The sequence below is a fragment of the Pseudomonas sp. JL2 genome, assembly GCF_031570495.1.
GTDB classification, from domain to species: domain Bacteria; phylum Pseudomonadota; class Gammaproteobacteria; order Pseudomonadales; family Pseudomonadaceae; genus Aquipseudomonas; species Aquipseudomonas rhizophila.
The window spans coordinates 97,645-124,392 of the sequence record NZ_JAKUDH010000002.1 but is presented as its reverse complement, the minus strand read 5'-3'; the positions used below and the strand labels follow the sequence as shown (position 1 = coordinate 124,392).

General features: G+C 61.9%; 20 protein-coding genes and 1 pseudogene. 16 read left to right on the top strand and 5 right to left on the bottom strand.

The window, feature by feature from the left end; all coding sequences use genetic code 11:
- Positions 1-257 precede the first annotated feature (257 nt).
- The 16 genes from mraZ to lpxC all read left to right on the top strand — a co-directional run bounded on the left by mraZ (position 258) and on the right by lpxC (position 18,094).
- A complete protein-coding gene (gene mraZ / locus MKS85_RS04560) occupies positions 258-713 on the top strand; it encodes a division/cell wall cluster transcriptional repressor MraZ (protein WP_003205355.1) in 456 nt (151 codons plus the stop codon).
- Positions 710-1,657 carry a 16S rRNA (cytosine(1402)-N(4))-methyltransferase RsmH gene (rsmH, locus tag MKS85_RS04555; RefSeq protein ID WP_409078002.1) on the top strand — a complete coding sequence of 316 codons (948 nt, stop codon included), beginning with the start codon at positions 710-712 and terminating at the stop codon, positions 1,655-1,657. The genes mraZ and rsmH overlap by 4 nt, the downstream gene beginning before the upstream one ends.
- The gene (gene ftsL, locus MKS85_RS04550; protein WP_047228812.1) at positions 1,654-1,947 is read left to right on the top strand and encodes a cell division protein FtsL; all 294 of its coding nucleotides are present in this window, start codon (positions 1,654-1,656) and stop codon (positions 1,945-1,947) included. Before rsmH ends, ftsL begins: the two co-directional genes overlap by 4 nt.
- A complete protein-coding gene (locus MKS85_RS04545; RefSeq protein ID WP_188251019.1) occupies positions 1,947-3,686 on the top strand; it encodes a penicillin-binding protein 2 in 1,740 nt (579 codons plus the stop codon). The genes ftsL and MKS85_RS04545 overlap by 1 nt, the downstream gene beginning before the upstream one ends.
- Positions 3,686-5,149 carry a UDP-N-acetylmuramoyl-L-alanyl-D-glutamate--2,6-diaminopimelate ligase gene (locus tag MKS85_RS04540; RefSeq protein WP_047228814.1) on the top strand — a complete coding sequence of 488 codons (1,464 nt, stop codon included), beginning with the start codon at positions 3,686-3,688 and terminating at the stop codon, positions 5,147-5,149. Before MKS85_RS04545 ends, MKS85_RS04540 begins: the two co-directional genes overlap by 1 nt.
- Entirely contained in the window at positions 5,142-6,509 is a 1,368-nt protein-coding gene (murF, locus tag MKS85_RS04535; RefSeq protein WP_188250938.1) for a UDP-N-acetylmuramoyl-tripeptide--D-alanyl-D-alanine ligase, read from the top strand. Before MKS85_RS04540 ends, murF begins: the two co-directional genes overlap by 8 nt.
- A complete protein-coding gene (gene mraY, locus MKS85_RS04530; RefSeq protein ID WP_047228816.1) occupies positions 6,509-7,591 on the top strand; it encodes a phospho-N-acetylmuramoyl-pentapeptide-transferase in 1,083 nt (360 codons plus the stop codon). The genes murF and mraY overlap by 1 nt, the downstream gene beginning before the upstream one ends.
- Before the next feature lie 5 nt (positions 7,592-7,596).
- Complete coding sequence (murD, locus tag MKS85_RS04525) at positions 7,597-8,943, top strand: UDP-N-acetylmuramoyl-L-alanine--D-glutamate ligase (protein WP_188250937.1); 1,347 nt, start codon at positions 7,597-7,599, stop codon at positions 8,941-8,943.
- A complete protein-coding gene (gene ftsW, locus MKS85_RS04520) occupies positions 8,940-10,157 on the top strand; it encodes a putative lipid II flippase FtsW (protein ID WP_047228818.1) in 1,218 nt (405 codons plus the stop codon). The genes murD and ftsW overlap by 4 nt, the downstream gene beginning before the upstream one ends.
- Positions 10,147-11,217: an undecaprenyldiphospho-muramoylpentapeptide beta-N-acetylglucosaminyltransferase gene (gene murG, locus MKS85_RS04515; protein WP_310662764.1), complete on the top strand. Its 1,071-nt coding sequence runs from the start codon at positions 10,147-10,149 to the stop codon at positions 11,215-11,217. Before ftsW ends, murG begins: the two co-directional genes overlap by 11 nt.
- On the top strand, positions 11,210-12,670 hold the full coding sequence (gene murC / locus MKS85_RS04510; RefSeq protein ID WP_047228820.1) for a UDP-N-acetylmuramate--L-alanine ligase: 1,461 nt from the start codon (positions 11,210-11,212) through the stop codon (positions 12,668-12,670). Before murG ends, murC begins: the two co-directional genes overlap by 8 nt.
- On the top strand, positions 12,667-13,632 hold the full coding sequence (locus tag MKS85_RS04505) for a D-alanine--D-alanine ligase (RefSeq protein WP_076383613.1): 966 nt from the start codon (positions 12,667-12,669) through the stop codon (positions 13,630-13,632). Before murC ends, MKS85_RS04505 begins: the two co-directional genes overlap by 4 nt.
- Positions 13,633-13,634: 2 nt before the next feature.
- Entirely contained in the window at positions 13,635-14,501 is an 867-nt protein-coding gene (locus tag MKS85_RS04500) for a cell division protein FtsQ/DivIB (RefSeq protein ID WP_047228822.1), read from the top strand.
- A 15-nt stretch (positions 14,502-14,516) separates the two neighbouring features.
- Entirely contained in the window at positions 14,517-15,776 is a 1,260-nt protein-coding gene (gene ftsA / locus MKS85_RS04495) for a cell division protein FtsA (RefSeq protein WP_076383614.1), read from the top strand.
- Between the two features lie 100 nt (positions 15,777-15,876).
- Positions 15,877-17,070: a cell division protein FtsZ gene (ftsZ, locus tag MKS85_RS04490; RefSeq protein WP_047228824.1), complete on the top strand. Its 1,194-nt coding sequence runs from the start codon at positions 15,877-15,879 to the stop codon at positions 17,068-17,070.
- Between the two features lie 112 nt (positions 17,071-17,182).
- Positions 17,183-18,094, top strand: a complete 912-nt coding sequence (gene lpxC, locus MKS85_RS04485) for a UDP-3-O-acyl-N-acetylglucosamine deacetylase (RefSeq protein WP_030139673.1) — start codon at positions 17,183-17,185, stop codon at positions 18,092-18,094.
- Positions 18,095-18,631: 537 nt separating this feature from the next.
- Here the strand turns inward: lpxC and MKS85_RS04480 are convergent.
- From MKS85_RS04480 to MKS85_RS04460, 5 genes and pseudogenes are all read right to left on the bottom strand, one after another.
- Positions 18,632-20,128: pseudogene (locus MKS85_RS04480) on the bottom strand (diguanylate cyclase).
- Positions 20,129-20,373: 245 nt separating this feature from the next.
- Entirely contained in the window at positions 20,374-21,741 is a 1,368-nt protein-coding gene (locus MKS85_RS04475; protein WP_188250936.1) for a heavy metal sensor histidine kinase, read from the bottom strand.
- A complete protein-coding gene (locus tag MKS85_RS04470) occupies positions 21,738-22,409 on the bottom strand; it encodes a heavy metal response regulator transcription factor (protein WP_047228825.1) in 672 nt (223 codons plus the stop codon). The genes MKS85_RS04475 and MKS85_RS04470 overlap by 4 nt, the downstream gene beginning before the upstream one ends.
- 9 nt (positions 22,410-22,418) lie before the next feature.
- Complete coding sequence (locus MKS85_RS04465; protein ID WP_047228826.1) at positions 22,419-25,529, bottom strand: multidrug efflux RND transporter permease subunit; 3,111 nt, start codon at positions 25,527-25,529, stop codon at positions 22,419-22,421.
- Positions 25,526-26,683, bottom strand: a complete 1,158-nt coding sequence (locus tag MKS85_RS04460; RefSeq protein ID WP_188250935.1) for an efflux RND transporter periplasmic adaptor subunit — start codon at positions 26,681-26,683, stop codon at positions 25,526-25,528. The genes MKS85_RS04465 and MKS85_RS04460 overlap by 4 nt, the downstream gene beginning before the upstream one ends.
- Positions 26,684-26,748: the final 65 nt, after the last annotated feature.

Below are 26,748 nucleotides of genomic sequence, written 5' to 3'. Positions count from 1 at the left end.
AAATCTTACTCTTAACAAATCACTTTAACTTCTGAGCGCAGCTTCCTGTGTTCGCTGAAGTTGTGGCGAAAAATCCTACGTCAGATTCCCATCGCCCCTCCAGATACGCTCCTAAATCTCCGATCTATAAGGCTTTTCCTTCACTCCGCGCCTTGACGGTGCGGTGGGCGCATTCCTATAGTGTGCGCAAGTGGCGGAAAGTGGCATGAAGTGGGTTTTTTGAGCGTAAAACGCAAAATTTTTGGAGAAACGCTGACGTGTTTCGCGGAGCTAACGCTATCAGTCTCGATGCAAAGGGCCGTCTCGCCATGCCGAGCCGGTACCGTGACGAGCTCGTTTCGCGTAGTTCCGGGCAGTTAATCGTCACGATCGATGCCGTTGACCCATGTTTGTGTGTTTACCCTCTTGATGAGTGGGAAATCATCGAAACCAAACTGCGCGCACTGCCTTCACTGCGTGAAGAAAACCGCCGCCTGCAACGCTTGCTGATCGGTAACGCCGTCGACCTCGAACTCGACGGCAGCGGTCGTTTCCTGGTTCCGCCGCGCCTGCGCGAATACGCCAAGCTGGACAAGCGCGCGATGCTGGTGGGCCAACTGAACAAGTTCCAACTGTGGGACGAAGATGCCTGGAATGCGGTCTCTGCCGCTGACCTTGCTGCTATTCAACAACCGGGCGCCATGCCTGATGAACTGCGTGATTTGATCCTGTGACTATTGATAGCGGCTTTAACCACATCACCGTACTGCTTGACGAAGCCGTCGAGGCTCTCGCCGTACGTCCTGATGGCTGCTATCTGGATGGCACGTTCGGGCGCGGCGGGCATAGCCGGCTGATCCTCAGCAAGCTCGGTCCGGACGGTCGGCTGCTGGGGTTCGACAAGGATCCTCAAGCGATTGCCACCGGGCAAGCGCTAGCGGCCGAAGACGGCCGCTTTGTCGTTGTGCAGCGCAGCTTTGCGGAGCTGGGATCGGAAGTCGTCCAGCGTGGCCTGGCTGGCAAAGTCAGTGGCGTCTTGCTTGACCTGGGCGTGTCTTCGCCGCAGTTGGACGACCCTGAGCGCGGCTTCAGTTTTCTCAATGATGGCCCGCTGGACATGCGCATGGATCCGTCCCGCGGAATCAGCGCCGCCGAATTCGTCAATACCGCTGCGGTGGAAGAAATCGCCCGTGTTTTCAAGGAATACGGCGAAGAACGTTTTTCCGGTCGCATGGCCCGTGCCGTGGTCGAGCGTCGCGATATCAAACCGTTCGAGCGCACCGGCGACCTGGCCGAAGTGCTGAAAGTCGCCAACCCGGCATGGGAGAAGGGCAAGAACCCGGCTACCCGGGCTTTCCAGGGTTTGCGCATCCACGTCAATAATGAACTGGGTGATCTGGAGGCCGGCCTTGAGGCGGCACTTGAAGCACTTGAAGTCGGCGGGCGACTGGTGGTGATCAGCTTCCATTCCCTGGAAGACCGCATCGTCAAACTGTTCATGCGCAAGCTCACCAAGGGTGAGGCCGATAACCTGCCGCGCAACCTGCCGGTGCGTTTCGAAGCCTTCGTGCCGAAAATCAAGATTCATGGCAAGGCGCAGTTCGCCTCCGAGGCTGAACTCAAGGCCAACCCGCGTGCCCGTAGCGCCGTCATGCGTGTTGCGGAGAAGTTGCGGTGAGCAAGCTCTTCGCCAAGCCCCTGCCTGGCGGCAGCTTTTTCATGCTGCTGTTGTTTATCGGCGTGCTCGTGTCGGCCATCGCCGTGTCCTACAGCGCGCACTGGAACCGGCAGTTGCTCAACACCCTCTACAGCGAACTGAGCGTGCGCGACAAGGCCCAGGCCGAGTGGGGCCGGTTGATCCTGGAGCAGAGCACCTGGACCGCCCATAGCCGCATCGAAGTACTGGCGACCGAACAGCTGAAAATGCGCATTCCCGGGGCTGCCGAAGTGCAGATGGTGGCGCCATGATGAAGCTCGAAGGGGCACTCTTTCCGTGGCGCTTCCGCCTGGTTCTGGGCCTGCTCGGGATCATGGTGGCGGCCATCGTCTGGCGGATCATCGATCTGCAAGTGGTTGACCGTGACTTCCTCAAAGAGCAGGGTGATGCCCGTAGCATGCGGCACATCCCGATCCCGGCTCACCGCGGCCTGATCACCGACCGCAATGGCGAACCGTTGGCTGTGAGCACCCCGGTGACTACCCTGTGGGCAAACGCCAAGGAAATGCAGCAGGCCAAGGAAAAGTGGCCGGCCCTGGCCGCCGCCCTTGGCCAGGACCCCAAGGCCCTGGCCGAACGCCTCGAAGCCCAGGCCAACAAAGAATTCATCTATCTGGTGCGCGGGTTGACGCCCGAGCAAGGCCAGAGGGTGCTCGACCTGAAAGTGCCGGGTGTCTACGGCATCGAAGAATTCCGGCGTTTCTATCCGGCTGGTGAAGTGACCGCCCACATGGTCGGCTTTACAGACATCGACGACCGGGGGCGAGAAGGGGTCGAGTTGGCCTACGACGAATGGCTCGCCGGGGTTCCCGGCAAGCGTCAGGTCATCAAGGATCGGCGTGGCAGGCTGATCAAGGATGTCCAAGTCACCAAAAACGCCAAGGCCGGCAAGCCCTTGGCGTTGTCCATTGATCTGCGCCTGCAATATCTGGCCAACCGTGAGCTGCGCAATGCCATCGTCGAGAACGGTGCCAAGGCCGGCAGCCTGGTGATTCTCGACGTGAAGACCGGCGAGATCCTGGCCATGGTCAACCAGCCCACCTACAACCCGAACAATCGCCGCAACCTGCAACCGGCGATGATGCGCAACCGCGCGATGATCGACGTGTTCGAACCGGGCTCGACCATGAAAGCCGTTTCCATGGCGGCGGCCCTGGAAACCGGGCGCTGGAAGCCGGGTGACACGGTCGAGGTATATCCGGGGACTTTGCAGATCGGCAAGTACACCATTCGGGACGTTTCCAGGACCGAAGGCCCAGTGCTCGATCTGACCGGCATCCTGATCAACTCCAGTAACGTGGGCATGAGCAAGATCGCCTTCGATATCGGTGGGGAAACGATTTACCGTCTTGCCCAGAAAATCGGTCTTGGCCAGGGCACTGGCCTGGGCTTTCCTGGCGAGCGGGTCGGCAATCTGCCGAACTACCGTGAGTGGCGCAAGGCCGAAACGGCCACGTTGTCATACGGCTACGGTGTTTCCGTGACCGCGATCCAGTTGGCCCACGCGTTTTCGGTGCTGGCCAACAACGGCCGCATGACTCCGCTGTCGCTGATCAAAACCGACAAGGCCCCGGAGGCCACTCAGGTCATTCCGGAAGATGTCGCCAAGACCATGCAAGGCATGCTGCAACAGGTGATCGAAGCGCCGCGTGGGGTGTACCGCGCCCAGGTGCCGGCCTATCACGTGGCTGGCAAGTCGGGTACGGCCCGTAAAACCTCCGCGGGCGTCAAGGGCTATGCCGAGAATTCCTACCGTTCGCTGTTCGCCGGTTTCGGCCCGATGAGCGACCCGCGCTACGCCGTCGTGGTGGTCATCGACGAACCGAGCAAGGCCGGCTACTTCGGGGGGCTGGTTTCGGCACCGGTGTTCAGCAAAGTGATGTCCGGCACCCTGCGCCTGATGAACATCACCCCGGATAACCTGCCGCCGACCCAGCAAGCCAATACCGCGCCGGTCGTACCCTTGAAAGCCGAAGGAGGGCGTGGCTGATGTCCCTGAGCCTGAACAAGATTTTTGCCCATGCCGGCCACGATCTGCTAATTCGCGAATTGGCCCTGGACAGCCGCCACGTGCGCGCCGGGGATCTGTTCCTGGCCGTACCGGGTGCCCGGTTCGATGGTCGCGCCCACATCGCCGACGCCTTGAAGCGCGGCGCGGCTGCCGTGGCTTATGAAGTCGACGGCGCGACCGTGCTACCGATCACTGATGTGCCGCTGATTCCGGTCAAGGGCCTGGCGGCCCAGTTGTCGGACATTGCCGGGCGTTTTTACGGCGACCCGAGTCGTCACTTGAACCTGATTGGCGTGACCGGCACCAACGGCAAGACCAGCGTTTCCCAACTGGTGGCCCAGGCCCTGGATCTGCTGGGTCAGCATTGCGGCATCGTCGGGACCTTGGGTAACGGATTCCACGGCGCGCTGGAGAGTGGCCTGCACACCACGCCGAACCCGATCGCCGTGCAAGCAACCCTGGCCGACCTGAAAAAGGCCGGAGCCAAGGCTGTTGCGATGGAAGTCTCTTCCCATGGCCTGGATCAGGGGCGCGTGACGGCTCTGGCGTTCGACGTCGCGGTATTGACCAACCTGTCGCGCGATCACCTGGATTACCACGGCACCATGCAGGCTTACGGCGAAGCAAAAGCCAGGTTGTTTGCCTGGAATGACTTGAAGTGCCGGGTCCTCAACCTTGACGACGCGTTCGGCCGGCAATTGGCCGCCGATAAGCGCGAGTCCCGGTTGATCACCTACAGCCTGGAAGATGCCAGCGCCTACCTTTATGTACGCCAGGCGCAATTCGATGACGAAGGCGTGCGCGCGACCTTGGTTACGCCCCAAGGCGAACACCACCTGCGCAGCACCTTGTTGGGGCGTTTCAACCTGAGCAATGTGTTGGCCGCCGTGGGTGCCTTGCTTGGCCTGGACTACGCCCTGGATGAAATCCTCAAGGTCCTGCCCAAACTCGAAGGGCCGGCCGGACGTATGCAACGGCTGGGCGGCGGAACGCAACCGTTGGTGGTGGTCGATTACGCCCATACCCCGGATGCGTTGGAAAAAGTCCTGATGGCCCTGCGGCCACACGCCAAGGGCAAGTTGCTGTGCCTGTTCGGCTGCGGCGGTGATCGTGACCGTGGCAAGCGTGCGCTGATGGCCGAAGTGGTGGAGCGCTTGGCCGACGGTGTAGTGGTCACCGACGACAATCCGCGCACCGAAGACCCGTCGCAGATTTTCGACGACATCCGCGCCGGCTTCTCGGCGGTGGATAACGTCACCTTCGTGGCCGGTCGCGGCCAGGCCATTGCCCAGTTGATCGCCGGTGCGTCGGCGGACGACGTCATTGTCCTGGCCGGTAAAGGCCATGAGGACTATCAGGAAATCAACGGCGAACGCCACGCATTTTCCGATTTGGTGGAAGCCGATCATGCCCTGACCGCGTGGGAGGTGGCCCATGCTTAAGGCTTTGAAGCTCAGCGAGCTGACCAATATCCTGCAGGCGCGGCTGATCGCGGCTGACGCCAGTTTCGATGGGGTGAGCATCGACAGCCGGGCGATTGCCCCGGGGCAATTGTTCGTTGCCCTGGCCGGGCCGCGTTTTGACGGCCACGATTACCTGAACGACGTGGCCGCCAAAGGTGCGGTCGCGGCGCTGGTCGAGCGGGAAGTGACCAACAGCACGCTGGCGCAATTGCAGGTAAACGACACTCGCCAGGCCCTGGGCCAGCTCGGTGCATTGAACCGCGCCGCATACCGCAACCCGGTCGCGGCCATCACCGGCTCCAGTGGCAAGACCACGGTCAAGGAAATGCTCGCGAGCATCTTGCGCACCCGCGGTCCGGTATTGGCGACTCGTGGCAATCTTAATAATGACCTGGGTGTACCCCTGACATTGCTGGAACTGGCACCGCAACACAGTGCCGCGGTCATTGAGCTCGGTGCCTCGCGGCTCGGTGAGATCGCCTACACCGTGGGCATGACCAAACCTCACGTGGCCGTGATCAACAACGCCGGGACCGCCCACGTCGGTGAGTTCGGTGGTCCGGACAAAATCGTTGAGGCCAAGGGCGAGATTCTCGAGGGGCTGGATGCCGATGGCGTCGCCGTGCTGAATCTTGACGACAAGGCCTTCGAAATCTGGAAGACCCGGGCGGCTGGGCGCAAGGTCCTGACATTTGCCTTGAGCAATGTGGCGGCGAATTTTTACGCCAGCGACCTGGACCGCGATGCTCGCGGCTGCCCGGCCTTCAACCTGCACAGCCCCGACGGTGCAGAGCGGGTCCAGTTGAACCTGCTTGGCACCCATAACGTCGCCAACGCCCTGGCCGCTGCGGCTGCGGCCCATGCTTTGGGCGTGTCGTTGCCGGGCATCGTGGCCGGCTTGAACGCGGTGCAACCGGTCAAGGGGCGTTCCGTTGCGCAATTGGCCAGCAACGGCATGCGCGTGATCGACGACACCTACAACGCCAACCCGACGTCCATGTGCGCCGCGGTCGATATCCTCGCCGGTTTCCCCGGCCGTACCGTGCTGGTGCTGGGAGATATCGGCGAGTTGGGCGAATGGGCGCAACAGGGGCATCACGATGTCGGCGCCTACGCGCGTGGCAAGGTCGATGCACTGTATGCCGTCGGCCCGATGATGGCCCATGCGGTGGCCGCGTTTGGCGAGCACGCACAGCATTTCAGCACTCAGGCCGAGTTGATTCAGGCCCTGAGCGCCGAGCAGGACCCGAACACCACCTTATTGATCAAGGGCTCACGCAGTGCCGCGATGGAAAACATCGTCGCGGCGCTGTGCGGTTCCCGTATGGAGAAACATTAATGCTGCTGCTGCTAGCGGAGTACCTGCAACAGTTCCACAAAGGCTTCGCGGTCTTCCAGTACCTGACCCTGCGCGGGATCCTGGGTGTGCTGACCGCGTTGTCGTTGTCGCTGTTCCTGGGCCCGTGGATGATCCGCACCTTGCAGAACCTGCAAATCGGTCAGTCGGTCCGCAATGACGGCCCGCAATCGCACCTGTCCAAATCCGGTACTCCGACCATGGGCGGCGCGCTGATCCTGTCGTCCATTGGCATCAGTACCGTGCTCTGGGCCGACCTGGCGAACCGGTATGTGTGGGTGGTATTGCTGGTGACCCTGTTGTTCGGCGCCATCGGCTGGGTCGACGACTACCGCAAGGTCATCGAGAAGAACTCCCGGGGGCTGCCGAGCCGCTGGAAGTATTTCTGGCAGTCGGTATTCGGCCTCGGCGCGGCGATCTTCCTTTATATGACCGCAGCCTCCCCGGTGGAAACCACCCTGATTCTGCCGATGCTCAAGGATTACAGCATCCCGCTGGGCGCAGGCTTCATCGTGCTGACCTACCTGGTGATCGTCGGCTCGAGCAACGCGGTCAACCTGACTGATGGCCTCGATGGCCTGGCGATCATGCCGACCGTGATGGTGGGCGGCGCGCTGGGGATCTTCTGCTACCTGTCGGGTAACGTGAAATTCGCTGAATACCTGCTGATCCCCTATGTGCCGGGGGCGGGCGAGCTGATCGTGTTCTGCGGTGCGCTGATCGGTGCCGGCCTGGGTTTCCTGTGGTTCAACACCTACCCGGCGCAGGTCTTCATGGGCGATGTCGGCGCGCTGGCGCTGGGCGCGGCCCTGGGCACCATCGCCGTCATCGTTCGCCAGGAAATCGTCCTGTTCATCATGGGCGGTGTGTTCGTGATGGAGACGCTGTCAGTCGTCATTCAGGTTGCTTCCTTTAAATTGACCGGCCGCCGGGTATTTCGCATGGCGCCGATCCACCACCACTTTGAACTCAAGGGCTGGCCCGAGCCGCGTGTGATTGTCCGTTTCTGGATCATCACCGTGATTCTGGTCCTGGTCGGCCTTGCCACCCTGAAGCTGAGGTAGAACGAGTGTCCCTGATCGCTTCTGACCACTTCCGCATCGTTGTCGGCCTCGGCAAGAGCGGCATGTCCCTGGTTCGCTTCCTGGCGAACCGGGGCGTGTCGTTTGCCGTGGCCGATACGCGGGAAAATCCACCTGAGCTGGCCACGCTGCGTCGTGACTACCCGCAGGTGGACGTGCGTTGTGGCGAGCTGGATGTCGAGTTCCTGTGCCGCGCCGACGAGCTCTACGTGAGCCCCGGCCTTGCGCTGGCAACCCCGGCCTTGCAGGCCGCCGCCGCCCGTGGCGTGAAGTTGTCCGGTGACATCGAGCTGTTCGCCCGTCACGCCAAGGCGCCGATCATCGCCATCAGCGGCTCCAACGCAAAAAGCACCGTCACCACCCTGGTGGGTGAAATGGCTGCGGCGGCCGGTAAGCGGGTTGCCGTGGGTGGCAACCTGGGAACCCCGGCGCTGGATCTGCTCAGTGATGACGTCGAGCTGTACGTGATGGAGTTGTCGAGCTTCCAGCTTGAAACCACCGACCACTTGGGCGCCGAAGTGGCGACCGTGCTCAACATCAGCGAAGACCACATGGACCGCTATAGCGGCCTGCCGGCTTATCACCTGGCCAAGCACCGGATTTTCCGGGGGGCTCGGCAGGTAGTGTTCAACCGTCAGGACGCCCTGACTCGTCCGTTGCTGGGCGAGGGCATGCCATGCTGGTCCTTCGGCCTCGGTGTGCCGGATTTCAAAGGCTTCGGGTTGCGCGAAGAGAATGGCGAGAAATACCTGGCCTTCGAATTCCAGAACCTGATGCCGGTGCGCGAGCTGAAGATTCGTGGCGCCCACAACCAGGCCAATGCCCTGGCGGCGCTGGCCCTGGGACATGCGGTCGGTCTGCCGTTCGACGCCATGCTGTCGGCCCTGCGCACGTTTGCCGGGCTCGAGCACCGCTGCCAGTGGGTTCGCGATCTTGACGGGGTGGCCTGGTACAACGATTCCAAGGCCACCAACGTGGGTGCCGCGCTGGCTGCCATTGAGGGCCTGGGCGCGGACATCCAAGGCAAGCTCGTGCTGATCGCCGGCGGCGACGGCAAGGGTGCCGACTTCAAGGACCTGCGCGATCCGGTGGCGGCCAACTGCCGGGCCGTGGTGCTGATGGGGCGTGATCGCGAATTGATCGCCCAAGCCCTCGGCGACGGCGTGCCGCTGGTTCGCGTCGCTTCGCTGGACGAAGCGGTGCAGCAATGCCGCGCCCTCGCACAGTCGGGCGATGCCGTGCTGTTGTCGCCGGCCTGCGCCAGTTTCGACATGTTCAAGAACTACGAAGAGCGCGGGCAGTTGTTCGCCCGGGCCGTGGAGGGCTTGGCATGAACCTGATGAACATCATCAAGCCATACCCGTCTCCGCTGATCACCGGGCGCGGCATCGACCTGGATTTCCCGATGCTCGTCGGTTGCCTGGCGCTGCTGGGCCTGGGCCTGGTGATGATCACTTCCGCATCGTCGGAAGTGGCTGCCGTGCAATCGGGCAACACCCTTTATCACATGATTCGTCACCTGATTTACCTGGTGATCGGTTTGGTCGCGTGCATTGTCACCATGATGGTGCCGATCGCCACCTGGCAACGCCTGGGTTGGATGATGTTGCTCGGTGCCTTTGGTCTGTTGGTGATGGTGCTGTTGCCGGGCATCGGTCGCGAGGTCAACGGCTCGATGCGCTGGATCGGCTTCAGCTTCTTCAACGTACAGCCTTCGGAAATCGCCAAGGTCTTCGTGGTGATCTACCTCGCTGGGTATCTGGTGCGTCGTCAGAAAGAAGTGCGCGAGAGCTGGATGGGTTTTTTCAAGCCGTTCATTGTGTTGCTGCCGATGGCCGGCCTGCTGCTGATGGAGCCGGATTTCGGCGCCACGGTGGTGATGATGGGCGCCGCGGCGGCGATGCTGTTCCTCGGCGGTGTCGGGCTGTTTCGCTTCACCCTGATGGTGGCGCTGGCGGTCGGAGCGGTGACGGTGCTGGTGCAGGCGCAACCTTACCGGATGGCGCGTCTGATCACGTTTACCGACCCGTGGGCCGACCAGTTCGGTTCCGGCTATCAATTGACCCAGGCCCTGATCGCCTTCGGTCGCGGCGAATGGCTGGGCGTAGGCCTGGGCAACAGCGTACAGAAGCAGTTCTATTTGCCCGAAGCCCATACCGACTTCGTGTTCTCGGTATTGGCCGAAGAACTGGGCGTGGTCGGTTCGCTGCTCACCGTCGGGTTGTTCGTATTTGTCTGTGTGCGCGGCATGTACATCGGTTTGTGGGCCGAGCGGGCCAAGCAGTATTTCGCCGCGTACGTGGCGTATGGCTTGTCGTTCCTGTGGATCGGTCAGTTCCTGATCAACATCGGCGTGAACGTCGGCCTGTTGCCAACCAAAGGCCTGACGCTGCCGTTCCTCAGTTACGGCGGCAGTTCCCTGGTGATTTGCTGTGCCTGTCTGGGCTTGTTGTTGCGCATCGAATGGGAGAGTCGAACCCACCTGGGCAGCGAAGAGATGGAATTCCAGGAGAGCGACTTCGCCGAGGAGCCGACTCATGGGCGCTAACGTGCTGATCATGGCCGGCGGAACCGGGGGGCATGTGTTCCCGGCGCTGGCCTGTGCCCGGGAGTTCCAGGCGCGCGGTTACACCGTGCACTGGCTGGGCACGCCACGGGGCATCGAGAACGAGCTGGTGCCCGCCGCCGGCCTGGAACTGCACCGGATCAACGCCAGCGGCCTGCGGGGCAAAGGCAAGTTGTCGCTGCTCAAGGCACCGCTGATGCTGCTCAAGTCGATCTGGCAGGCCCGGGCGATCATTCGTCGGTTGCGGCCGGTATGCGTGGTGGGCTTTGGTGGTTACGTGACCGGTCCTGGCGGTGTCGCGGCAAAACTGGCCGGCGTGCCGGTTATCGTTCACGAGCAGAACGCCGTGGCCGGTACCGCCAATCGGTTACTGGTGCCGTTGGCCGCTCGAGTCTGTGAAGCCTTTCCCGACACCTTTACCCTGTCGGGCAGCCGTCGTACCACCGGTAACCCGGTGCGTACCGAGCTGTTCCTCGATACACCGCGCCCGGCCCTGGCCGGACGCAAGGCGCGTTTGCTGATCCTGGGCGGAAGCCTGGGGGCGGAGCCGTTGAACAAATTGCTGCCCGAAGCCTTGTCGCAGGTCGCTCCCGAACTGCGGCCCGAGGTGTTTCACCAGGCCGGCAAAAACCACGATGAAATCACCGCCCAGCGTTATCGCGCCGCAGGCGTCGAGGCGCAAGTGCAGCCTTTCATCAAAGACATGGCCCAAGCCTATGGCTGGGCCGACCTGGTGGTCTGCCGCGCAGGCGCGTTGACCATCAGCGAACTGGCTGCCGCCGGTCTGCCCTCGATGCTGGTGCCTTTGCCCCACGCCATCGACGACCACCAGACCCGCAACGCCGATTATTTGGCCCGTGAAGGCGCTGCCTTCCTGATGCCGCAAAGAACGACTGGTGCCGCGGATCTTGCCGCGCGCCTGACAGAGGTTTTGATGCAACCGCAAACAATCGAAGACATGGCCCGCGCCGCCCGTCGCCTGGCCAAACCCGACGCCACGGCCCAAGTGGTCGATACCTGCCTGGAGGTGGCCCATGGTTGAGAATCGCAAAGCGATGCCGCAACCGGAAATGCGCCGTATCCGCCGTATCCATTTCGTCGGTATCGGCGGCGTGGGCATGTGCGGGATCGCCGAAGTGTTGCTGAACCTGGGCTATGAGGTTTCCGGTTCCGATCTGAAAGCCTCGCCGGTTACCGAGCGCCTGGAGTCCTTTGGCGCGCAGATTTTCATCGGCCACCGTGCCGAGAACGCCGCCAACGCTGATGTGCTGGTGGTCTCCAGCGCCGTGAACACCTCCAACCCGGAAGTCGCGACCGCCCTGGAGCGGCGCATTCCCGTGGTGCCGCGTGCCGAGATGCTGGCCGAACTGATGCGTTATCGCCACGGCATCGCCGTTGCCGGTACCCATGGCAAGACCACCACCACCAGCCTGATCGCCTCGGTGTTCGCTGCCGGTGGTCTGGACCCGACCTTCGTGATCGGCGGTCGCCTGAATGCCGCGGGTACCAATGCCCAGCTGGGCACCAGCCGTTACCTGATCGCCGAGGCCGACGAAAGCGATGCGAGCTTCTTGCACCTGCAGCCGCTGGTGGCCGTGGTCACCAACATCGACGCCGACCACATGGCGACCTACGACGGTGACTTCAACAAACTGAAGAAAACCTTCGTCGAGTTCCTCCACAACCTGCCGTTCTACGGTTTGGCAGTGGTGTGCCTGGACGATCCGGTGGTGCGCGAGATCCTGCCGCTGATCAAGCGCCCGACCGTGACCTACGGTTTTGGCGAAGAAGTCGACGTGCGCGCCATCAACGTGCGCCAGCAGGGCATGCAGACGTTCTTCACGGTGCTGCGCCCTGACCGCGAGCCGCTGGATGTGTCGGTGAACATGCCGGGCAACCACAACGTGCTCAATGCCCTGGCCACCATTTGCATCGCCACCGACGAAGGTGTCAGTGACGAAGCCATTGTCCAGGGCCTGTCCGGGTTCCAGGGCGTGGGACGACGTTTCCAGGTCTACGGCGAACTGCCGGTGGACGGCGGCAACGTGATGCTGGTGGACGATTACGGCCACCACCCGACCGAAGTCGCGGCGGTGATCAAGGCCGTGCGCGGTGGCTGGCCGGAGCGTCGCCTGGTGATGGTCTACCAGCCGCACCGCTACAGCCGTACCCGCGACCTGTACGACGATTTCGTCCAGGTTTTGGCCGACGCCAATGTGCTGCTGCTGATGGAAGTCTATCCGGCCGGCGAGGAGCCGATCCCGGGTGCCGACAGCCGTCAGCTGTGCCACAGCATTCGCCAACGCGGTCAGTTGGACCCGATCTACATCGAGCGCGGCGTGGACCTCGCACCGCTGGTCAAACCGCTGCTGCGCGCTGGCGACATCCTGCTGTGCCAAGGCGCCGGTGACATCGGTGGCCTGGCCCCGAAACTGTTGAAAAGTCCGTTATTCGCCGGGGCAATCGTGGCATCCAGCGAGGGGAAACTGAAATGACTGCTGCCTACGCCAACCTGGTTTCGACCCTGGACCCGAAAGCCTTCGGCCGCGTCGCCGTGCTGTTCGGCGGCAAGAGCGCCGAGCGCGAAGTGTCCCTCAAGTCTGGCAACGCCGTGCTGCAAGCCCTGCAAAGCGCCGGTGTCGACGCGTTCGGCATCGACGTAGGCGACGACTTTTTGCAGCGCCTGCTGAACGAAAAAATCGACCGCGCGTTCATCATTCTTCATGGCCGCGGCGGCGAAGACGGCAGCATGCAGGGCCTGCTCGAATGCCTGGGTATCCCTTACACCGGCAGCGGCATCCTGGCGTCTGCCTTGGCCATGGACAAACTGCGCACCAAGCAGGTCTGGCACAGTCTCGGCATTCCCACGCCCCGTCACGCCGTGCTGGCATCCGAGGCCGATTGTATTTCGGCGGCCACGGAACTGGGCTTCCCTTTGATCGTCAAACCGGCCCATGAAGGTTCAAGTATCGGCATGGCGAAAGTGACTTCGCTGCCTGAGTTGACCGCGGCATGGAAAGACGCCAGTTCCTACGACTCGCAAGTGTTGGTCGAGCAGTGGATCACCGGTCCCGAGTTCACCATCGCCACCCTGCGTGACCAGGTGTTGCCCCCGATTGCCCTGGGCACGCCGCACACGTTCTACGACTACGACGCCAAGTACGTGGCCAATGACACCCAGTACCGCATTCCATGCGGGCTGGACAGCGCCAAGGAAAAACAACTGATGGACCTCACGGCCAAGGCCTGTGAGGCGCTGGGTATTGCCGGTTGGGGGCGGGCGGACGTGATGCAGGACGCCGACGGGCAGTTCTGGTTCCTGGAAGTCAACACCGCCCCAGGCATGACCGATCACAGCCTGGTACCGATGGCTGCCCGTGCCGCCGGCCTGGATTTCCAGCAACTGGTGCTGTCGATCCTGGCCGCCAGTGTCGGCTCTCAAGAGCCAAGAGGTTAAGCATGCAAGGCGCATCGCTTCGTCATCAGCCATCCGCACCCGGTCGCAAGCCGGTGCCGCGGGGTGCCAGCCGAATGGTGGCCAAAGAGCCGATGTCGGCGCGCCTGCCGAAAGCCAACTTCGGTTTTCTCAAGAGTCTGTTCTGGCCGGTGTTGTTGGTGGCGTTGGGGTTCGGTACGTATGAAGGGGCTCAGCGGTTGCTGCCCTATGCGGATCGGCCGATCGCCCGGATCAATGTGCAGGGCGACCTGAGCTACATCAGCCAGCAAGCAGTGCAGCAGCGGATCGCCCCATTCGTGGCGTCGAGCTTCTTCACCATCGACCTGGCGGGCATGCGCAAGGAACTGGAGCAGATGCCCTGGATCGCCCATGCCGAAGTGCGGCGGGTATGGCCTGACCAGGTATCGATCCGCCTGGAAGAACAACTGCCCGTGGCCCGCTGGGGTGACGAGTCGCTGTTGAACAACCAGGGCCAGGCGTTCACGCCGCGGGAACTGGCCAACTACGAACATTTGCCACAACTGTTCGGTCCTCAGCGGGCCCAGCAGAAAGTAATGCAGCAGTACCAGGTGTTGAGTCAGATGTTGCGGCCGCTGGGCTTCTCCATCGCGCGCCTGGAGTTGCGTGAGCGCGGCAGCTGGTTCCTGACCACTGGCGCGGGCAGCTCGGGGCCGGGCATTGAGCTGCTGCTCGGGCGCGGCAACCAGGTGGAAAAGATGCGCCGCTTCATTGCCATCTATGACAAGACGCTCAAAGACCAGATTACGAACATCGCGCGCATCGATCTGCGCTACGCCAACGGCCTGGCTGTTGGCTGGCGGGAACCTGTAGCGCCCACGACGGCTGAACCCGCCGTCGCGAAGAATTAAGAAGAGGCAGGACCCATGGCAAACGTGCAAAGCGGAAAAATGATCGTCGGTCTGGATATCGGCACTTCCAAGGTGGTTGCGCTGGTAGGCGAGGTCGCGGACGACGGCACGCTGGTCATCGTCGGGATCGGTACCCACCCGTCCCGTGGCTTGAAAAAAGGCGTGGTGGTGAACATTGAGTCCACCGTGCAATCGATCCAGCGTGCCATTGAAGAAGCGCAGCTGATGGCCGGTTGCCGGATCCACTCGGCGTTCGTCGGTGTGGCAGGTAATCACATCCGCAGCCTGAACTCCCACGGCATCGTGGCGATTCGTGACCGTGAAGTCAGCTCCGCTGACCTTGAGCGCGTGCTCGACGCGGCGCAGGCCGTGGCGATCCCGGCCGACCAGCGTGTGCTGCACACCCTGCCGCAGGATTACGTGATCGATAACCAGGAAGGCGTGCGGGAGCCCCTGGGCATGTCCGGCGTGCGCCTGGAAGCCAAGGTCCACGTGGTGACCTGTGCCGTGAACGCCGCGCAGAACATCGAGAAATGCGTACGCCGTTGCGGTCTGGAAATCGACGACATCATCCTCGAGCAACTGGCCTCGGCCTACTCGGTACTGACTGACGACGAGAAGGAACTGGGCGTGTGCCTGGTGGACATCGGCGGCGGCACCACCGACATCGCGATCTTCACCGAAGGCGCGATCCGCCACACGGCAGTGATCCCGATTGCCGGTGATCAGGTCACCAACGACATCGCCATGGCCTTGCGCACTCCGACCCAGTACGCCGAAGAAATCAAGATCCGCTACGCCTGCGCCCTGGCGAAACTGGCCGGTGCCGGTGAAACCATCAAAGTGCCAAGCGTTGGCGAACGTCCTCCGCGCGAGTTGTCCCGCCAGGCGTTGGCCGAAGTGGTCGAGCCGCGTTACGACGAGCTGTTCACGCTGATCCAGGCTGAGCTGCGTCGCAGTGGCTACGAAGACCTGATCCCGGCCGGCATCGTGCTGACCGGCGGTACGTCGAAGATGGAAGGCGCGGTCGAACTGGCCGAAGAGATTTTCCACATGCCGGTGCGCCTGGGCGTGCCCCATGGCGTCAAGGGCCTGGATGACGTGGTCCGCAACCCGATTTACTCCACCGGCGTGGGCCTGTTGATGTACGGCCTGCAGAAGCAGTCCGACGGGGTTTCGTTCTCGGGCATCGGCAGCCGCGACAGCTACAACAGCGACGAGCCGAAGGCGCCGCTTTTCGAGCGGCTCCAGGCTTGGGTGAAGGGCAATTTTTAGCAACAGGTTTAAAGCTTCAAGCGACGAGCCTCTGGCTTGGCACTGGAAGATGCAACAAACGCAGTAGGCGAAAAAACTAGAGAATGAAAGGAGAGGGAAAATGTTCGAACTCGTAGACAACATCCCCGCTAGCCCGGTTATCAAGGTAATCGGTGTCGGCGGTGGCGGCGGCAACGCTGTCAACCACATGGTCAAGAGCAACATCGAAGGCGTCGAATTCATTTGCGCCAACACTGATGCTCAAGCGCTGAAAAACATCGGCGCGCGAACCATCCTTCAACTGGGTACCGGCGTGACCAAAGGCCTGGGTGCCGGCGCCAATCCCGAGGTTGGCCGTCAGGCTGCCCTGGAAGACCGCGAGCGCATCGCTGAAGTCCTGGCTGGCACCAACATGGTGTTCATCACCACTGGCATGGGCGGCGGTACCGGTACCGGTGCGGCGCCGATCATCGCCGAAGTAGCCAAGGAAATGGGCATCCTCACCGTTGCGGTGGTGACCCGTCCATTCCCGTTCGAAGGCCGCAAGCGCATGCAGATTGCCGATGAGGGCATCCGCGCACTGAGCGAAAGCGTCGACTCGTTGATCACCATTCCCAACGAGAAGCTGCTGACCATCCTGGGTAAGGACGCAAGCCTGCTGTCGGCTTTCGCCAAGGCCGATGACGTACTGGCCGGTGCCGTTCGCGGTATCTCCGACATCATCAAGCGTCCAGGCATGATCAACGTCGACTTCGCCGACGTACGCACCGTGATGTCCGAAATGGGCATGGCGATGATGGGCACTGGCTGCGCCAGCGGTCCGAACCGTGCTCGCGAAGCTACCGAAGCGGCTATCCGCAACCCGTTGCTCGAAGACGTCAACCTGCAGGGCGCCCGTGGCATCCTGGTGAACATCACCGCCGGTCCGGACCTGTCCCTGGGCGAGTACTCCGACGTGGGTAGCATCATCGAAGCGTTCGCTTCCGACCACGCCATGGTCAAGGTCGGCACCGTGATCGATCCTGACATGCGTGACGAGCTGCACGTGACCGTGGTTGCCACTGGCCTGGGCGCGAAAATCGAGAAACCGATGAAGGTGATCGACAACACCGTTCAGACCTCCCTGGCATCGCAGCCGCAGCAACAAGCAGCCGCTCGTCAGGAACAACCCGCGGTGAACTACCGTGACCTGGACCGTCCGACCGTCATGCGCAACCAGGCTCAGGCCGGTGCTGCGACTGCCGCGAAGATGAATCCGCAAGACGATCTGGATTACCTGGACATCCCGGCATTCCTGCGTCGTCAGGCCGATTGATGAAATGTATCAGGGGGATACGGGTGATTGGTGTTCAGCAAAGGTCTGGTCTGCTATTATCGCCAGCCTTTGTTGATACCAGTTCGCAATTTGCGCTGAAGCGGCCCATGCCATGATTAAACAACGCACCCTGAAGAATATTATCCGTGCCACAGGTGTCGGCTTGCACTCCGGCGAGAAGGTCTACCTGACCCTCAAGCCCGCGCCTGTCGATACTGGCATCGTGTTTTGTCGTGCCGACCTCGACCCTGTGGTGCAGATCCCTGCTCGCGCGGAAAACGTTGGTGAAACCACTATGTCGACCACACTGGTCAACGGTGACACCAAAGTGGATACGGTGGAGCATTTGCTCTCGGCTATGGCTGGCCTGGGCATCGATAACGCCTACGTCGAGCTCTCCGCGTCCGAAGTCCCGATCATGGATGGCAGTGCCGGACCCTTCGTATTCCTGATTCAATCGGCTGGCCTGGAAGAGCAGGACGCAGCCAAGAAGTTCATCCGTATCCTGCGGGAAGTGACAGTGGAAGACGGCGACAAACGCGCCACTTTCGTGCCTTTCGAAGGTTTCAAGGTGAGCTTCGAGATCGATTTCGATCACCCGGTTTTCCGTGACCGCACCCAGAGTGCAAGCGTGGACTTTTCCAGCACTTCGTTCGTAAAAGAAGTCAGCCGCGCCCGTACCTTTGGTTTCATGAGTGACATCGAGTACCTGCGCAAGCACAACCTCGCACTCGGCGGCAGTGTTGAAAACGCGATCGTGGTCGATTCCGATGGTGTGTTGAACGAGGACGGCCTTCGTTATGAAGACGAATTCGTCAAGCACAAGATTCTCGATGCAATCGGCGACCTCTACCTGCTGGGCAATAGCCTGATTGGTGAGTTCAAAGGCTTCAAGTCCGGCCACGCGCTGAACAACCAGCTGCTGCGCAAGTTGATTGAGCAGAAAGATGCTTGGGAAGTCGTGACGTTCGAAGACGCCAGCACCGCACCAATCTCTTACATGCGCCCTGTAGCGGCCGTGTAAGCATAAAAACCTCTCTAGTTTTTAAAGGCTGCCTTTGGGTGGCCTTTTTTTATGGCTGCTTTCTGGGACCTCGGTGGCGATAGGGGGTAATGCTGTTTTTTCGGTTGGGTTGGTTGGGGTACATATCCGTTGCTGTGGTAACGGCTGCTTAGGGTTCCGCCCTTACCCCGCGAAGTCTCTTGCGGGTGTCACCAATCAGACCTGTTGGGCAGGACCTGTAGGAGCTCGCTCCCACATTTTTTTTGTGCCGTACCCAGATACTGTGAACGCCCGACACCCTGTGGGAGCGAGCCTGCTCGCGAAGGCGGCGTGTCAGTTTGCGGTGATGTTGGACGTGCCGGGGTCATCGCGAGCAGGCTCGCTCCCACAATATTTTGTGTCGTACCCAGATGCCGTGAACGCCCGAAAACTCTTTGATTTGATCTCGATGCCCCGTTAAAGCACGCAGGCCGGAGTGAGGGCATGCCGAGCCTGGGCGAGGTACCGAGTGGTGGGGGCAATGTACGGGACAACTACAGGGGCGGGGGCGGAGGTCCGTTACATCGCACAAACCACACGATTGCGCCCACTGGCCTTGGCCTGGTATAGCGCCTTGTCAGCAGCGAACATGAGCTGCTCGAGTTCGCCATAAGGTCCTTGGGCCCAGGTGGCAATGCCAATGCTGACGGTCATGGGGGCTGCGCCGGGAATGAAGGGGGGCAACTGTTCCACCGCTTCGCGAATGTTCTGGGCCATGGTAAAGGCTCCGGCGGTGGTGGTTTCCGGCAGTACCACCGCGAACTCCTCACCGCCGTAGCGCGCTGCCAGGTCTGCCGGTCGGCGGACATGCCTGCCGATCAGATGCGCCAGGGTGCGCAAGGCCTCATCACCACTTGGGTGGCCGTGGCGATCGTTGAATGCCTTGAAGTGATCGGCGTCGATCATCATGACTGACAGCGGTTGGCCCGAACGCTGGGCCCGCAGCCATTCCTGTTGCAGTGTTTCGTCCAGAGTCCGGCGGTTGGCCAGGCCCGTCAGCGAGTCGATGGACGCCAGTTGCGCCAGTTCCCGTTCAGCATGGTGGCGCCGCCTAAGTTCATGACGCAGCAGCCAGGTGAGCCAGAGCAAACCGATGCACAATGCCCCCGTAGCACCGCTGACCAGCAGCGCCGTGCGTTTCCAGGAGGCGAAGACTTCATCGGAGGAGAGCGCTACCACCACGATCAAAGGCAGGTCGCCCACTTGGGAGAAGGTGTACAGGCGCGGCTTCTGGTCCTGACCGGATACGCTGGTGAAGCTGCCGTTGCCTTCGCGCAGGATGCGCATGAAGTTCGGGCGGTTGCTGAAATCCTTGCCAATCAGGTCCTCGGCCAGGGGCGGCTCCTGGGCCAACAGAAAGCCGTCCCTGCTGACCAGATTGACTGTGCCGCCACGACCGATGTTCAGGCTCTTGAACAATTGGTTGAAATAGTTCAAGCGCATCGCGGCTTCCGCCACGCCCAGGAACTCCCCTTGTTCGTCGTTCACTCGGTAGCTGAAACTGATACGCCAGTCCTGCGCGGCACTTCTGGAGCGAAACGGGCGACTGATCATCATGCCCGGGCTCGGGTTCTGGACATGGGACTGGAAATATTCCCGGTCGGCGTAGTTGCCCTTTCGTGGCTCGATCGAGGCGGAGTCGGCGACTACATTGCCGCGCTTGTCGAGCAGCAGGATGTCGCCTTTATAGGGGGCGGCGGTGGCACGGTCGAAGAGGGCCAAGTGGCGAATCGTCGGCGAAACGTCTTTCAGGTCGTCGCGTTGGGTGGCGGCGACCAAACCTTGTAGCGACAGATCGTAGAGCTCCACGTTGCGCAGCACGTCGGCATCAATCAGTTGCACGATATTGGTCGCCGAACGTGTCGCGGCCTGTTGGGCGGCGGCGTATTCGCGGATCAGCAGGAAGGTCACGATGCTCAGGATGGCAATGACAAACAACGAACTGGCCAGTACGAGTACCCGTTCCTAGCGTATCGAAAACGGGGTATTGCCGGGGGTCGCACTGCTCGCGCTCATGGTTCCGATGTCTGCATTTGTCATGTGGCTGGGATCCGTCCCAAAGGGTTGCATAACCGGCAATGCACCAGATGCTGGCCTTTTGCTGATTGTGCTTGGATCGGTGAGAGCGGGCAATCAGTGTTCGCGCAATAACGCGTGAGCGCTGCCGAAGGCGCAGATCTTTTTACTTTGCTTGATTTGGCTTTCATCCAGCATTCAATCGCCTGGAATTCATCCCAATACGATCTAAACAGCGTGGGGTGTCAGGCCGGCAAGCGGATCCCGAAGGTATTCACGCCCCGGTCACTGCGCACGAAGACATCCCCGCCGTGCATCAGCGCAATCGCCTTGACGATGGCCAGCCCCAACCCGTGGTTGGCGCCACTGTTGCTGCGGGAGGCATCTACCCGGTAGAACCGTTCGAACAGGCGTGGCAGGTGTTCATCGGCAATCGGTTCGCCGGGGTTGGTGACGGCGAGGGTGATCTGGTCGCCCAAGGCCTCGATGCGCACATTGATCACTTGCCCCGGGGCGGTGTGTCGCACCGCGTTGCTCAGCAGGTTGATCAGTGCGCGGCGCAGGTGGGCGATCTCGATGTTGGCCTGGGCGTCACCGCTGACCCTGACCTGGACCTGGGCGTCTTCAAGGATGAAGTCCAGGTAGTCGAGGGTGGTCGCCACTTCGCCGGCCAGGGAGGTGCTGGTAAGTTTGGTGGCTTTGTTGCCCTGGTCGGCGCTGGCGAGGAACAGCATGTCGTTGATGATCGAGCGCAGTCGCTCCAGCTCTTCGAGATTCGATTGCAGCACCTCGAAGTAATGTTCGGCCGAGCGCCCACGGGTCAGCGCCACCTGGGTCTGGCCGATCAGGTTGGTCAGGGGCGAGCGCAGTTCATGGGCGACGTCGGCGTTGAACGACTCCAGTCGCGAGTACGCCTGTTCGACCCGGTCGAGGGTGGCGTTGAAGGAACTGACGAATTGACTGAGCTCCGGCGCCAACGGTGACATCTGCAAGCGCCCGGACAAGCGCGGTGGTGTCAGGCGTCTGGCCTCATCGGACAGTTTGATCAGCGGCTTGAGGCCGATACGCGCTACCCAGTAGCCCAGCAAGGAGGCCAGGATCACCCCGACAATCGCCAAGCTCACCAGTGCCACGAGCAAATAGTGTTGGGTCTGGTAGAACGTCTGGGTGTCGATGCCGATCATGAAGCGCAACGGTGGACGTTGGTCCTTGGCCGGGAACTGGCTGACGAGCACTTTCATCGGGTATTGCTGGGCCACCAGTTTCAGGTCGCGCTTGCCCAGCGAACCTTCGGCGAAGGCACGAATCTGTGGATCGGGGTTGCCATATTCAAAGCGCGGGTCGCCACTGACGATCCAGAAGTGAATGCGTTTGTCTTCCTCTCCCAGCAGGCGCAACTTGTTATTGATCTTCACCCAGTGCTCGGGTGTGCCGTAGCGACCGACCGTGGATTCGAGCACGCTGTAGCGCGCATCGAGTTCGGCTTCCGGCAACAGGCCCAGACCCTTTTCGACTTGCTGGTACAAGGCTCCGCCGATCAACAGGAACACCAATGCCGCCACCAGCGTGAACATGCCGCTCAGGCGCAGGGCGATACTGTCAGGCAAAGTCACTCTCTGCTCTCCAGCACATAACCCATTCCACGAATCGTGTGCAGCAGTTTCTGTTCGAACGGCCCGTCGAGCTTGGCACGCAAGCGTTTGATGGCCACTTCCACCACATTGGCGTCGCTGTCAAAGTTGATGTCCCAGACCATTTCGGCAATGGCGGTTTTCGACAGTATTTCGCCCTGGCGACGTGCCAGGACGCTGAGCAGCGAGAACTCCTTGGCCGTCAGGTCCAGGCGTTGGCCTGCTCGGGTGGCCTTGCGGCTGATCAGGTCGATCCACAGGTCGGCGATGCTGACCTGCACCGGTTCATGACTGCCGCTGCGGCGGGTCAGGGCTTGCAGGCGGGCCACCAGCTCCAGGAAGGAGAACGGCTTGCCCAGGTAATCATCGGCGCCGTCTCGCAAGCCCTTGATGCGGTCTTCGACACGTTCACGGGCGGTGAGCATGATCACCGGCGTCTGTTTGCGGGCGCGCAGGGCCCGCAGCACGCCGAAGCCGTCCAGGCCTGGCAGCATGACGTCCAGCACGATCACCGCGTAGTCGCTTTCCAGCGCCAGGTGCAGCCCCTCGACGCCGTCCGGCGCCACATCCACGGTGTAGCCCTGTTCGCTCAGGCCGCGATGCAGATAGTCCGCGGTTTTTTCTTCGTCTTCGATGATCAGAACGCGCATGGCCCCGCCTCAGTCTGTGGTCGCCAGCGTCGTCGGCGCAGGTCCGGGCTGCTGGACGGGCCGATGAAACAATCGCTCGAGCCATAAGTATATGACCGGTGTGGTGAACAACGTCAGCGCCTGGCTCACCAGCAGGCCGCCGACCACTGCAATGCCCAACGGCTGGCGCAGTTCTGCGCCGGGGCCGGAGCCGAGCATCAGCGGCAGGGCGCCCAGCAGGGCGGCCAGGGTGGTCATGATGATCGGGCGAAATCGGGTCAGGCATGCCTGGAAAATCGCTTCCTGGGGCGTCAAGCCACCCTTGCGCTGCGCGTCGAGGGCGAAGTCGATCATCAGGATGCCGTTTTTCTTGACGATGCCGATCAGCAGCACCAGCCCGATCAGCGCCATGATCGAAAAATCCTGGCCCAGCAACCACAGCATGACCAGCGCGCCGAGGCCGGCCGAGGGCAGGGTGGAGATGATCGTCAACGGGTGTACGAAACTCTCGTAGAGCACGCCGAGGATGATGTACACCGCCAACAGCGCGGCGAGGATCAGCCATGGCTGGCTGGCCAGGGAGCTTTGGAACGCCTGGGCCGCGCCCTGGAAGTTGCCGGTAATGGAGGCCGGCATGCCGACCTCGTTCTTGGCCTGGTCGAGCATGCGCACCGCATCCCCCAATGCCACGCCAGGCGCCAGGTTGAACGACAGATTGGCGGCCGGGAACATGCCGTCGTGGGCAATGGACAGCGGGCCGTTGGTCGGCGCATCGAAGCGGGCCAGGGCCGAGAGCGGGACCATCTCTCCACTGAGCGGCGAGCGCAGGTAGAAATAGGCCAGGCTCTCGGCCTTGCCGCGTTGCGCGGTGTCGAGCTCCAGGATCACGTTGTACTGGTTGGTTTCAGTCTGGAATTCGTTGATCTGCCGCTGGCCGAAGGCGTCGTACAGGGCCTGGTCGACATCGCTGGCGGTGAGGCCAAAGCGCGCCGCCGCGCTGCGGTCGATGTTGATGTGGGTGATGCTGCCGCCCAGTTGCAGGTCGTTGGAGATGTCCCGGAACGCAGGGTTACCGCGCAGCCTGTCGGTGAGTTTTTGTGTCCAGGTGTTGAGCGTCGGTCCGTCGTTGCTCTTGAGCACGTATTGATACTGGGCGCGGCTCGGACCGGGACTGAGGTTGATGTCCTGCCCGGCCCTCAGGTACAGCACCACGCCGGGGATGCCCAGCAGTTTGGGGCGGATCCGGTCGATGAACGCGCTGGCCGACACGTCACGCTGATCCTGGGGCTTGAGGGCGATCCAGAAGCGACCATTGGCGATGGTCTGGTTGGAACCCGAGACGCCGACAGCGTGAGAAAAGCTCTGCACCGCCGGGTCGGCGGCGACGATCTCGGCCAGGGCCTTGTGTTTGGCCACCATGTCCGGGAATGACACGTCGGCGGCGGCTTCGCTGGTGCCCAGCACCAGGCCGGTGTCTTGTACCGGGAAGAACCCCTTGGGAATGAATACGTAGCCCGCCACTGCCAGCGCCAGGGTCACGCCGAACACGCCGATCATCAGCCTCTGATGGGCCAGGGCCCAGCGCAGTGTCCGTTCATACCCACCCAGCAGGCGTTCGCCGAAACTTCGCTTGCCGTGGGCATGAGGCGTCGGGGCGCGCATGAACAGCGCGGCCAGGGTCGGTGCCAGGGTCAGGGACACCACCACCGAAATCAGGATGGTCGAAGTGGCGGTCAGGGCAAACTCCTTGAACAGACGCCCGACCACGCCACCCATGAAGAGCAGGGGAATGAACGCGGCTATCAGCGAAAAACTGATGGAGATCACCGTGAAGCCGATTTCGCCAGCTCCTTTGATCGCCGCTTCGCGCATGCCATCACCCGCCTCCAGGTGCCGGTGAATGTTCTCCACCACTACAATCGCATCGTCCACCACGAACCCGACCGAGATCACGATAGCCACCAGGGTCAGGTTGTTCAGACTGAAGCCCATCACATACATCAGGGCGAAACTGGCGATCAGCGACACGCCCAGGACCGCTGAGACAATCAGGGTCGCCGAGAGCTGGCGCAGGAACAGCGCCATCACCGCCACCACCAGCAGCACCGCGATCAGCAAGGTGATCTCCACCTCATGCAGCGAAGCGCGGATAGTCTGTGTACGGTCGTTCAGTACCTTGACTTGCACGGCCGCAGGCAGCATGGCTTCCAGGGTCGGCAAGGCTGCCTGGATGCGGTCGACGGTGTCGACGATGTTCGCCCCCGGCTGACGGAAAATCACCAGGTTGAGCCCCGGTTGCTCATCGGACCAGGCCTGAATGTAGGCGTCTTCCGAACCATTGATGACTTTGGCGACGTCCTTGAGATGAACCGGTGCCCCATCCTTGTAGGACACGATCAACTCACCATATTCCTCTGGCTGGAACAGCTGATCGTTGGTGGACAGGGTGGAAACGCTCGACTCGCCGTAAAGCGCCCCCTTGGCCAGGTTGAGGCTGGCCTGCTGGAGCGCCACGCGAATGTCGGCCAGGGTCAGACCGATGGCGGCGAGTCGGTCCGCCGAGGCCTGTACCCGGATCGCCGGACGTTGCTGGCCGGTGATGTAGATTTGTCCCACGCCATCGATCTGGCTGAGTTGCCGGGCGAGCAGGGTTTCGACGTAGTCGCTCAATTCGGTGCCGGGCATCAGGCTGGAACTGATGCTGAGGATCAACACCGGGCTGTCGGCCGGATTGACTTTGCGCCAGGTGGGCAGGTTCGGCATGTCCTGGGGCAGTTTGCCGGAGGCGGTATTGATGGCCGCTTGCACTTCCTGGGCGGCGGTGTCGATGCTTTTGTCCAGGCTGAACTGCAAGGTCAGGTTGGTCGAGCCCAGGGCACTGCTGGAGGTCATCTGGGTAATGCCGGAAATGGCGCTGAATTGCACTTCCAGTGGGGTCGCCACCGACGAAGCCATGGTTTCGGGGCTGGCGCCGGGCAACAGAGCCCTGACCTGGATGGTCGGGAATTCCGCTTCAGGTAACGGCGCGACAGGCAGGCGAGGAAAGGCGATCAATCCCAGCAGTATCAGGGCGAAGGTCATCAGGACCGTGGCGATGGGATGGTCGATGCACCACGCCGAAATCGAACCGCGGCCCTTCATGGTTTTGGCTCCGACACATTGGCCTGGGCCACTGGGTCACCGAGCACCTGGATGCGGCTGCCCGGCTTGAGCCGTGACTGGCCGTCGCTCACCAGTTGATCGCCCGCGCTCACCCCTTTGATGATGTGCAGGTCACTGTCCTGGTACACCATCACCACCGGTACGCTCTCTACCTGGTCGCCGGTGATTCGGTACACGAAAGGTTGCTCCAGGCCGCGCTGAACCACGGTCGGTGGAACCACCAGGGCGTCCTTGTCGAGGGCGGTCTGGATTTTCAATGTCACCAACTGCCCTGGCCATAGCCGTTGCGCGGCGTTGCTGAATTCAGCCTTGGCCCGCAGGGTGCCGGTGTTGGCGTTGATCTGGTTGTCGATCAGGCTCAGGCGGCCCTCGCCGAGCATTTCACCGGAGGTCCCATCAGCGCCTATGTAGGCCTGGACCAGCGCTTGCTCGGGGGCGGCCATCAACCGTTGCAAGGTGGGCAGCATTTGTTGGGGCAGGGCGAACTCCACTGCGATCGGGTCGATCTGGGTCACGGTGAACAAGCCCTCGGTGTCGCTGGTGCGCAGGAAGTTGCCTTCGTCCACGTTGCGAATGCCGACGCGACCGGTCACCGGGGAGCGGATCCGGGTGTAGGACAACTGCACCTGGGCGGCATCGATGGCCGCCTGATTGCCCTGGGCGGTGGCCTTGAGCTGGTTGACCAGTGCCTGTTGCTGGTCGTAGGTCTGTTTCGATACGCCGTCGTCGACACTGAGCAATTTGTAACGCTTGAGATTGACCTGGGCGACCGCCAGTTGTGCCTGGCTTTCACCGAGTTGGGCCCTGGCCTGGTCAAGGCTGGCGCGGATCGAGCGGTCGTCGATGGTGGCCAGCAGTTCCCCCTTCTTGACCTGTTGCCCTTCCTTGACCAGCAGTTGAGTGAGGATGCCGTCGATCTGCGGGCGGATCACCACGCTGTGCAGTGACAACACCGTGCCGATGCCACTGGCAAAGCGCGGCACATCCTTTTGCACCACGCTGACGACCCTTACCGGCACGGCCACGGGCGCGCCGGGCTTGGCGGTGACAGGCTTCATGACATACCAGAGGGCGACAGCTGCCAGAGCGACCAGGAGCGCGACGAGCAAGACGGGTTTTTTCTGGATGTGCATGGATGTGGGAGGCCGGTTCAGGACAGAGGGATTTTTATCTTTCTTATATAGCGTTGTGAGGTGGT

Excerpts from the sequence above, each read along its gene's own strand:
- MKS85_RS04545 (WP_188251019.1), top strand. The coding sequence starts at position 1,947 with ATGAAGCTCGAAGGGGCACTCTTTCCGTGGCGCTTCCGCCTGGTTCTG.
- MKS85_RS04540 (WP_047228814.1), top strand. The coding sequence starts at position 3,686 with ATGTCCCTGAGCCTGAACAAGATTTTTGCCCATGCCGGCCACGATCTG.
- murF (WP_188250938.1), top strand. The coding sequence starts at position 5,142 with ATGCTTAAGGCTTTGAAGCTCAGCGAGCTGACCAATATCCTGCAGGCG.
- mraY (WP_047228816.1), top strand. The coding sequence starts at position 6,509 with ATGCTGCTGCTGCTAGCGGAGTACCTGCAACAGTTCCACAAAGGCTTC.
- ftsW (WP_047228818.1), top strand. The coding sequence starts at position 8,940 with ATGAACCTGATGAACATCATCAAGCCATACCCGTCTCCGCTGATCACC.
- murG (WP_310662764.1), top strand. The coding sequence starts at position 10,147 with ATGGGCGCTAACGTGCTGATCATGGCCGGCGGAACCGGGGGGCATGTG.
- murC (WP_047228820.1), top strand. The coding sequence starts at position 11,210 with ATGGTTGAGAATCGCAAAGCGATGCCGCAACCGGAAATGCGCCGTATC.
- MKS85_RS04505 (WP_076383613.1), top strand. The coding sequence starts at position 12,667 with ATGACTGCTGCCTACGCCAACCTGGTTTCGACCCTGGACCCGAAAGCC.
- MKS85_RS04500 (WP_047228822.1), top strand. The coding sequence starts at position 13,635 with ATGCAAGGCGCATCGCTTCGTCATCAGCCATCCGCACCCGGTCGCAAG.
- ftsA (WP_076383614.1), top strand. The coding sequence starts at position 14,517 with ATGGCAAACGTGCAAAGCGGAAAAATGATCGTCGGTCTGGATATCGGC.
- ftsZ (WP_047228824.1), top strand. The coding sequence starts at position 15,877 with ATGTTCGAACTCGTAGACAACATCCCCGCTAGCCCGGTTATCAAGGTA.
- lpxC (WP_030139673.1), top strand. The coding sequence starts at position 17,183 with ATGATTAAACAACGCACCCTGAAGAATATTATCCGTGCCACAGGTGTC.
- MKS85_RS04470 (WP_047228825.1), bottom strand. The coding sequence starts at position 22,409 with ATGCGCGTTCTGATCATCGAAGACGAAGAAAAAACCGCGGACTATCTG.
- MKS85_RS04465 (WP_047228826.1), bottom strand. The coding sequence starts at position 25,529 with ATGAAGGGCCGCGGTTCGATTTCGGCGTGGTGCATCGACCATCCCATC.
- MKS85_RS04460 (WP_188250935.1), bottom strand. The coding sequence starts at position 26,683 with ATGCACATCCAGAAAAAACCCGTCTTGCTCGTCGCGCTCCTGGTCGCT.